We start from the raw sequence: 7,175 nt of genomic DNA, 5'->3' as shown, positions 1-7,175 counted from the left end.
GACCGGGCGGCAGAGCTGCCAGACCATGACCGAATGCTGCCAGGCCGAGACGCGGCGGCGGAATTCGATCAGGGCGAGGCGCGAGTTCGAGAAGTTCCCCTTCACCATGTCATTGGCGAGATACGGGTAGGGGATGCCCAGCGCGGCGGAGATCTGCAGGAGCGTGCGGTACTGAAAGGGCTCGTAGGTCGCGCCGCTATCGGCAGGCTGGCCCACAGTCACATCCTCGCCCGGATCCAGCCGCACGATCTGGCCCGGGCTGATCTCCACACCGGCGGGCGCATCCTCGTCCTCGGCCGGGGCCAGCGGGTTCTCGGGCGCAGGCGACGTGACGAACATCGCATACATCGCTGCGACCTTTTTGCGATCCAGTTCGGCGTCGTCGTACTGATCCAGCAGGAAGAGCTTCACGATGGCCGGCGCCAGTTTCGACACGCCGCGCAGCTGTCCGCCCTCAACCGGGTCTATCACATGGATGACCTCCGAGGCCGGGACGCGCACCACCTCTCCTGCCAGCCCCGGATCGGTACTGTCGCCCGGATGGCGGCGGAAAAAATGATAGGCCACGCGCCGACCGATGCGGTCGAACTCGATGCCCTGACGGATCACGTTGCCATTGGCGGCCGTGCCGGCCTGCTCGAGCGGCAGCATTTCCGCAGGCAGCATCTGCAGTTGCAGCGGCACCGTCAGCCCATCGCCCGCGCGACGCGTCCGGATCCGGAAGAACACCTCGCCCGCCATGAATACCTCGCGCGCGGCGCGGCGCTGGAGCCCGTAGAAATCCGTCAGCCCCTCGGCATCGGCCTCGTCGGTCCAGGCGAGCCACAGGCGCTGCACTTCCTCCTTGCGCGCGACATCGCCGATCTTCGAGATCGGTTTTATGCCGTCACCCACGGTGTTCGCAGCCCAGCTTTCGACAGCGTTCACGGCATAGCCGTTGTTGCGCACGAGCCAGCGGGCACGAGCGGTGATGTCGGGGCCAGAGCCCGCGATCAGCGCGTTGACATGCGCCCGTGTCGCGCGGAACCCGCGCAAGCGGCGGTGATGCTGGCCGGCGTCAAACCCGCCGATGAAGGCCCCGAGGCGCTGCCGCCAGTTCATCGCGCCGGCCATCATAGGTCCTTCACGGCGAAGGGGCGCAATACGCGCCGATTGGTCCGTTCCAGTGCCGCGATCCGGCGTTCGATATCGGCAATGGCGGCGGCCAGTTCCGCGTCCGAGCCATAATTGATGCTCTTGCCGTCATAGCTGACCGAGCGCGTGCCGCTGTAGCGCGCGGCCAGCAGCGCGCTGAGGCGGGATTTCAGATCATCGAGGGTCATGGAGGTCTCGTGGTGCCTGTCGCGCAGCGCGCTTGTTGTGAACACGCATCGTGTGTATATTTCTTGTGTCGAAGGAGGCCCCGAATGCCGCAGAACAGCACCGAGAAGCAGCGCACGAATGTCTCGCTGACCGCAATCAACCTTACCGCCGCACGCGAGCTGGGCCTGAACGTGTCGGCCATCAGCGATGCCGCGCTGGCCGAGGCCGTGCGTACGGCGAAGGCCGAGGCGTGGGCGCGCGAGAATGCCGAGGCGATCGCCGAGCGCCGGGCCTGGATCGAAGCAAACAGCACACCTTTGGCCGATCTTCAGGTCCTCAAGCTCGACTGATGGCGCAGTTCCATGTCTATCGTGTCCCGGGCGGCCGACTGGCGCTCGACCTCCAGACCGATCTGATCGAAACCGGCACGCGCGTGGTCGCCCCGCTGGTGCCCGCCGCTTCGGGGCCGAAGGTCATCGGGCGGCTCGAGCCTGTGTTCGAGATCGAGGGTGCCGCCCATGTGCTGCACACGGCGGAGATGGCCGCGATCCCCTCGGCGCTGCTCAAGGCGCCGCCCGTCGCGGACCTGTCGCGGTTCGACTACGAGATTCGGGGCGCTCTCGACATGGTCTTCTCGGGCTTCTGATCACTCCATGTATCGGGGCGTGCTGATCTTCCAGCCACGCCGCCGGGGGGCGGTGATGCGCCCGGCTTCGGGCGCGGTCGGTTTCTCGGGCTCGCGCTTCTCTGCGACACCGGCGGCGGGTTCCACCCCGGCCTGCTTTTCCAGCTGCCGCCACATGCGCTCATCAAAACGGTCGGCGCCGAGGATCCATGCCGCGGCGCGCGCATAGACACGCGCATCCAGCGCCTCGTTGCGCTCGCGCAGCTTCTGCCATTCCTGCCGTGCATAGCCGCGCTTGTCGCGGATCGTGACCAGCTGCTCGGCGACCAGCTGCTTGAGCCATTCGCTGTCGGCCCAGTCGGGCAGGTGGATCGTGCCTGCCGGGATTGGCGCATCCGGCTCAGACGGTCGCTCGATCCGCAGATAGCGATAGGTCTCAGCCTTGAAGGTGGCCGTGGCCACCGTCCAGAGCCGGGCCCCGCGTTTCAGTTTCCGCCCGTTCACCGTCGCATCGACGAAGGTCGGCCCCGAGACGGGTGTGGCGCGATTGAACCCCTCCAAGCCCTTCACGGGCGCGACCTGCGCTGCGCCCTGCTTGCGGGACCATGCGTAAACAGCCGCGGACTCGTAGCCCGTGTCGATCGCCAGCTTCGCCAGCGTCATGAAGGCGCCGTTCTCGTGCTGCCATGTCTGGCCCAAGAGCGCGGTCAGCCTGTCCCAGCAGGCTGGGTCGTCCGGCCCGCCCGGGATCACGATGTGATCGACCAGCCAGCTTGTCCCACCCCGACCCCAGGCCCAGACATCGACCTCGATCCGATCCTTCTGCACATCGGCCCCGGCGGTCAGGAACAACCCACCTGCCGGGATCTGCGCCGGGAAGGCGCTGCGCCGATCCGCCAGGCGCTGCCATTCCGGGGCTTCCCCGCTCTCGATCCAGGTCTCGCCCAGCAGCGTGTTGCGCGCCGCGCGCAGCATCTCTTCCGAGCCCTGCGCGGCCAGCCAGTCCCGCGCGATTTGTTCCCAGCTCTTCCAGCCGATCGGCGAATAGAGCGCCGAGAGGTGGAACCCGATGGCGGTGGGGTCCGCCGACACAGCCGTTGCCCGCCATTCGCCGCGCGCCAGCATCTCGGTCTTATGGTGCTCGGCAATGGGGCGCTCGCAGCCCTCGCAATGGTACGCGGCCGTTTCCGGATTCCCCTTTGCCCAGCGCAGGCGCTCAAACCGCAGCCATTGCCTATGGCCGCAATGCGGGCAGGGCACGAAGTAGCGCCGCTGGTCACTGGCCTCGAACTCGCGCTCGATCCGGCTCAACCCCCGGATGGTCGGGGTCGAGACCATAAACACCTTGCGCCGGTGCGCGAAGGTTGTGGTGCGCGCCTCGGCCAGCGTGACCGGGTCGCCTTCCTCGTCGGCCGAGGCCGGATAGGCGTCGACTTCGTCCAGAAACACATAGCGCGCGGGCATCGACCGCAGGCCGGTCGCGCTGTTGGCTCCGGTCAGCACCAGGATGCCGCCCGGGAATTCCTTGGACAGCATCGAGTTGCCCGCGTCGCGCGAGCGGGCAGGGCTGACCCGTTCCTTCAGCGCCGGGCTGTCCTCGATCAGCGGGTCGATCCGGCCCCGCGAGGTCCGCTTGGCCATCTCGACTGTGGGCAGCACCGCCAGCATCGGCCCCGGCGCATGATGGATGACAAACCCGATCCAGTTGTTGCCCGCTTCCGTGGCGCCGACCTGTGCGGCCTTCATGAACGAAATCCGTTGTGCCGGGTGGCCGGGCGAGAGCGCATCCATGATGCCGCGCAGGTAAGGCGTGCGCGTGGTGCGATACCGCCCCGGCTCGGCCGAGGCGCGCGAGCTGAGCCAGCGATGCGCATCGGCCCATTCCGACACGGTGAGATCGGCGTCTGGCCGCATCCCTCGCCGCCAGGCGCGCAGGATGTCCTCGGCCCCGTCGAAGCCGAGATCCAGATCGACGTTCAGATCCTCCTGATCAACTGAGGCTGACCCGGAGGTCTGCCAGGGCGTCGAGCTGCTCTCGGACATGGGTTTCCAGCACCCTCTGCAGGATCGCAGTCTCGATCGTCACGGGCTTGCCCTGCGCCTTCTCCATCTCTGCGGACAGTTGCGCGGCCATGAGTGCTGCCACGCGGGTGGGCCAGGTGACCCATGTATCGCGCTCCTGACGCGCGAGGCGAAACACCAGCGTCTCGGCGCGCGCGCGATCGACCAGCACGCCCTTCTTCTTCTGGATGGCGATCTGCTTGTCCTGCGCCATGTAGACGGTCAGCGCGGTGCGGGCCTTGATGTAGGACGAGGTCTCGCCCGGCCCGCTGATCATCCCCTCGCCACCTCCCCGCGACCGCATCTGCTGGTCCGGATCGGTCATCGCGCCCCGGCGTGCATCCGAGGCCGCCGCGTTGATCGATCCGTCGGCAAAGAGCACCAGCCGCCCATTCTTGCGCGCCTTCTGCACCGCCCCGCGCGAGAGGCCGGAATGGGCGGCATAGGCGCGCTCAGAGATACCTTCCATGGCGCTGTGATGATCCTCAAGGTATTGGAATTAAACGTAAATAATCTGTTTATTCAGTTGATTACACTCCCGGATAGAGCGATTCATTGTGTTGAGGCAAACGAGTGCATCGCGCTCCTCACAGAGCGAAAGGAAGGACAAGACCATGACCATCGCAATCCCCTCCGATACGACCCGCATCTTCATTGACCGCACCCGCTTTGTGCAGGCGATGAGCACCGCCACGCTGCAGCGCTATCTCAATGACGTGACCCTGAATGCCGAGGTCTTCGAGATGGCAGGCCGGGTCGGGATCGACTGCCGGACAATCGAGCTGGCGGATGTCGTTCCGGTCCTGAAACAGCACGGGCTGATCTGAACCCGCGCGCCAGCGATCGCCGCACCAAACCACTCGGAGGAAGACCATGCCCCGCCGCATCAAGACCAACCCGAACGCCCAGCGCGATGATCTGCTCCTCGAGATCGCCCGGCGCCAGTTCCACCTCGAGACGCTGGAGACCCGGAATTGGGACCGGCTGGATTTCCACGATGTCGCCGTCTGGGCCCTCCGCGCTGCGCTCGAGGAAGCCTTTGAAGCCGGGCGCGGCGCTGGCCACGCGGACACCGAATTGAGGACTGCATCATGAGCACCCGCGCACAGATCGCCATCCAGATCGGGCCCAGGGAATGGGCACATGTGTACACACACTATGACGGCTACCCGTCGCATATGCTGCCCGCGCTGGCACCGTGGACGCCCGAGGACATCCTCGCCGCCAAGGAAATCCGACAGGTCCGGGCCGACGAGCTCGACTGCTTCGATCCGCCGCGCGACCCCGTGATCCTGCCGCGCCCGACCCGCGAACTTTGCCATCTCTATCTCAGGCAGGGCGGTGCGTGGGTCGAACTGGACCCCGAGGTCGCGCAACCCGAAGGGGTGCAGCCATGACCAACCCACCCATCCTGCCCAGCCGCAACCGGGATCACGGCTTTTTTGGCACCCTGACCAGCTGCCCGGAGCGTGATCGACGCAGTGTGGAGGTCTGGGTACTGGCCTCGACCCTGATCGCCAAAGCCATCCGCGCCACCAGCGAGGATGAGATGATCGGCATCCGCGACTTTCTCGACAGCCGCATGGGCCGCCATTTCGCCGACGATGTGGTTGGCAATATGACCGGATGCAACATGGGGTGTGAGGCCGCCATCACCTCTGCGATCCGGTGCTGGCAGGATTGGCGCATCAGCCGCCAGACCGAGCGCGACGAGGGAATCCCTGCAGGCCTGCCGTATCTCACCGGCTGGGTGCAGCACTTCGCCGTCGCAGCCGCGCCGACCGAAACTGACTGATGATCCCCACGTCCCACAGGAGGCCTCGATGCCCAAACTCACCGATACCCAGATCCTCATCCTCAGCCGTGCGGCGAACCGCCCGGGCAATCTGGCCATGCCGCTACCCGAGGGGTTGCACGGCGCTGCTGCGAGCAAGGCCGTCACCCGCATGATCACCAACGGCTGGCTCGAAGAAGTCGACGCCGACCTCTGCCGCGGCGAGCCGCTCTGGCGCGAAACCGGCGATGGGCATGGCACCACCCTGATCGCCACCGAGGCCGGGTTGGAGGCCATCGGGATCGAGCCGGTGGCGGCCAGCGCCGTCGCCAGCGCACGCACGGCGAAGCCAGAACCGGACACAGAACCTGCGCCGACGACCCGGGAGACCAACACGCCGAAACCCATCCCCATCCGCGCCGGTACCAAGCAGGCGCAGATCATCGTGCTCCTTCAGCGACCGGGGGGCGCAACCATTGCCGAGATCGTCGCGGCGACTGGATGGTTGGCGCATAGCGCCCGTGGCTTGATCTCGGGTGGGTTGAAGAAGAAGCTGGGTCTCCGGATCACATCCGTAAAAGAGCAAGGACGCGGGTCGGTGTATCGGATCAGGTGACGTCAATATGAGCCCACAACGGACACTCGCCCTTGCCTCAGATGCTGCAGCGGCGGCCGATCGGTCCCAGCCCTTTCTGGACATTCGAGACAGGTGTAACGACACGCGTCACAATTTCGATGTCCTTAAACTATCTGCTCCGTTGGCTTTGTGGAAGCCGACTCGGAGGTGGGCAAGTCTGCTATGGATGAGAAGCACTGTATCGCCGTAAACTACCGTGTTTCTGCCTTGCGGGATTGCGACAATTGACCCCAGCCATCAGGTGGTGATGATGAAAAAAGCAAAAGACTATCTCGACGAAGCCAATGCGATCGTTCGGCGTGTGACGCCGGAAGAGGCCATCCAGATCCATGCCTCAGGTCAAGCGGTATTCATTGATGTGCGCGACAGCAACAGCTTGAGGCAAACCGGCATGATCGCGGGCGCGACCCATGTGCCGCGAGGCATGCTAGAGCTCTCGGCGGACCCGGAGAGTGAATACTACAAGCCGATCTTCAAAAAAGATGCGCAGATATGCATCGTCTGCGGCGGTGGCCTGATGGCTGCCATGGCTGGCAAGACGCTGGCCGAAATGGGTTACACGAATGTCATCAACGTGGGCGGCACCAATGCATGGAAAGAGGCAGGCGGGCCGACCGAGCCCTATGACAATTGAATAATTTCCCTGTCTGTAGCACAGGAAGCTCCTGTTTCCGTAGCAAGAACGACTGATGACTGAAGGTCCGCTCCGTCCGGAGGGTGTGTGAAAACTCGCGTCTTTTTGTGAATTGTGGTATGATCTCTGCGTCTGAAGCGGG

General features: G+C 65.2%; 12 protein-coding genes. 8 read left to right on the top strand and 4 right to left on the bottom strand.

The window, feature by feature from the left end; translation table 11 throughout:
- Positions 1–1,101 (bottom strand): phage portal protein (locus DQ229_RS07245; protein WP_114965604.1); only part of this gene is annotated, 1,101 nt, incomplete at its 3' end.
- Between the two features lie 11 nt (positions 1,102–1,112).
- Complete coding sequence (locus DQ229_RS07240; RefSeq protein WP_114965603.1) at positions 1,113–1,322, bottom strand: phage head-tail joining protein; 210 nt, start codon at positions 1,320–1,322, stop codon at positions 1,113–1,115.
- An 84-nt stretch (positions 1,323–1,406) separates the two neighbouring features.
- On the opposite strand from DQ229_RS07240, the gene DQ229_RS07235 reads away from it, so the two are divergent.
- A complete protein-coding gene (locus DQ229_RS07235) occupies positions 1,407–1,652 on the top strand; it encodes a type II toxin-antitoxin system CcdA family antitoxin (RefSeq protein WP_114965600.1) in 246 nt (81 codons plus the stop codon).
- On the top strand, positions 1,652–1,948 hold the full coding sequence (locus DQ229_RS07230; RefSeq protein ID WP_114965599.1) for a CcdB family protein: 297 nt from the start codon (positions 1,652–1,654) through the stop codon (positions 1,946–1,948). The genes DQ229_RS07235 and DQ229_RS07230 overlap by 1 nt, the downstream gene beginning before the upstream one ends.
- Here DQ229_RS07230 and DQ229_RS07225 read toward each other — a convergent pair whose 3' ends face one another.
- A complete protein-coding gene (locus tag DQ229_RS07225; RefSeq protein WP_202909523.1) occupies positions 1,949–3,970 on the bottom strand; it encodes a phage terminase large subunit family protein in 2,022 nt (673 codons plus the stop codon).
- Positions 3,918–4,457: a hypothetical protein gene (locus DQ229_RS07220; protein ID WP_114965598.1), complete on the bottom strand. Its 540-nt coding sequence runs from the start codon at positions 4,455–4,457 to the stop codon at positions 3,918–3,920. The genes DQ229_RS07225 and DQ229_RS07220 overlap by 53 nt, the downstream gene beginning before the upstream one ends.
- Positions 4,458–4,602: 145 nt before the next feature.
- Here DQ229_RS07220 and DQ229_RS07215 point away from each other — a divergent pair, with 145 nt between their 5' ends.
- From DQ229_RS07215 to DQ229_RS07190, 6 genes are all read left to right on the top strand, one after another.
- Positions 4,603–4,815, top strand: a complete 213-nt coding sequence (locus DQ229_RS07215) for a hypothetical protein (RefSeq protein ID WP_114965597.1) — start codon at positions 4,603–4,605, stop codon at positions 4,813–4,815.
- Positions 4,816–4,861: 46 nt separating this feature from the next.
- Positions 4,862–5,083 (top strand): DUF6900 domain-containing protein, encoded by a 222-nt coding sequence (locus tag DQ229_RS07210; protein WP_114965596.1) that lies wholly within the window; start codon positions 4,862–4,864, stop codon positions 5,081–5,083.
- Complete coding sequence (locus DQ229_RS07205; RefSeq protein ID WP_114965595.1) at positions 5,080–5,385, top strand: hypothetical protein; 306 nt, start codon at positions 5,080–5,082, stop codon at positions 5,383–5,385. The genes DQ229_RS07210 and DQ229_RS07205 overlap by 4 nt, the downstream gene beginning before the upstream one ends.
- Positions 5,382–5,783 (top strand): hypothetical protein, encoded by a 402-nt coding sequence (locus tag DQ229_RS07200; RefSeq protein WP_114965594.1) that lies wholly within the window; start codon positions 5,382–5,384, stop codon positions 5,781–5,783. The genes DQ229_RS07205 and DQ229_RS07200 overlap by 4 nt, the downstream gene beginning before the upstream one ends.
- A gap of 28 nt (positions 5,784–5,811) precedes the next feature.
- Positions 5,812–6,378, top strand: coding sequence for a DUF3489 domain-containing protein (locus DQ229_RS07195; RefSeq protein WP_114965593.1), 567 nt, complete (start codon positions 5,812–5,814; stop codon positions 6,376–6,378).
- A 271-nt stretch (positions 6,379–6,649) separates the two neighbouring features.
- Positions 6,650–7,033 (top strand): rhodanese-like domain-containing protein, encoded by a 384-nt coding sequence (locus DQ229_RS07190; protein WP_114965601.1) that lies wholly within the window; start codon positions 6,650–6,652, stop codon positions 7,031–7,033.
- The last annotated feature ends 142 nt before the right edge of the window (positions 7,034–7,175 follow it).

This window comes from Alkalilacustris brevis (genome assembly GCF_003350345.1).
Taxonomy (GTDB): domain Bacteria; phylum Pseudomonadota; class Alphaproteobacteria; order Rhodobacterales; family Rhodobacteraceae; genus Alkalilacustris; species Alkalilacustris brevis.
This window is presented reverse-complemented; position numbering and strand designations above follow the sequence as displayed.

What these genes read in the sequence shown, in the direction of transcription:
- DQ229_RS07215 (WP_114965597.1), top strand. Translation starts at nt 4,603, where the DNA reads ATGACCATCGCAATCCCCTCCGATACGACCCGCATCTTCATTGACCGC.
- DQ229_RS07205 (WP_114965595.1), top strand. Translation starts at nt 5,080, where the DNA reads ATGAGCACCCGCGCACAGATCGCCATCCAGATCGGGCCCAGGGAATGG.
- DQ229_RS07190 (WP_114965601.1), top strand. Translation starts at nt 6,650, where the DNA reads ATGAAAAAAGCAAAAGACTATCTCGACGAAGCCAATGCGATCGTTCGG.
- DQ229_RS07235 (WP_114965600.1), top strand. Translation starts at nt 1,407, where the DNA reads ATGCCGCAGAACAGCACCGAGAAGCAGCGCACGAATGTCTCGCTGACC.
- DQ229_RS07225 (WP_202909523.1), bottom strand. Translation starts at nt 3,970, where the DNA reads ATGTCCGAGAGCAGCTCGACGCCCTGGCAGACCTCCGGGTCAGCCTCA.
- DQ229_RS07195 (WP_114965593.1), top strand. Translation starts at nt 5,812, where the DNA reads ATGCCCAAACTCACCGATACCCAGATCCTCATCCTCAGCCGTGCGGCG.
- DQ229_RS07210 (WP_114965596.1), top strand. Translation starts at nt 4,862, where the DNA reads ATGCCCCGCCGCATCAAGACCAACCCGAACGCCCAGCGCGATGATCTG.
- DQ229_RS07230 (WP_114965599.1), top strand. Translation starts at nt 1,652, where the DNA reads ATGGCGCAGTTCCATGTCTATCGTGTCCCGGGCGGCCGACTGGCGCTC.
- DQ229_RS07200 (WP_114965594.1), top strand. Translation starts at nt 5,382, where the DNA reads ATGACCAACCCACCCATCCTGCCCAGCCGCAACCGGGATCACGGCTTT.
- DQ229_RS07240 (WP_114965603.1), bottom strand. Translation starts at nt 1,322, where the DNA reads ATGACCCTCGATGATCTGAAATCCCGCCTCAGCGCGCTGCTGGCCGCG.
- DQ229_RS07220 (WP_114965598.1), bottom strand. Translation starts at nt 4,457, where the DNA reads ATGGAAGGTATCTCTGAGCGCGCCTATGCCGCCCATTCCGGCCTCTCG.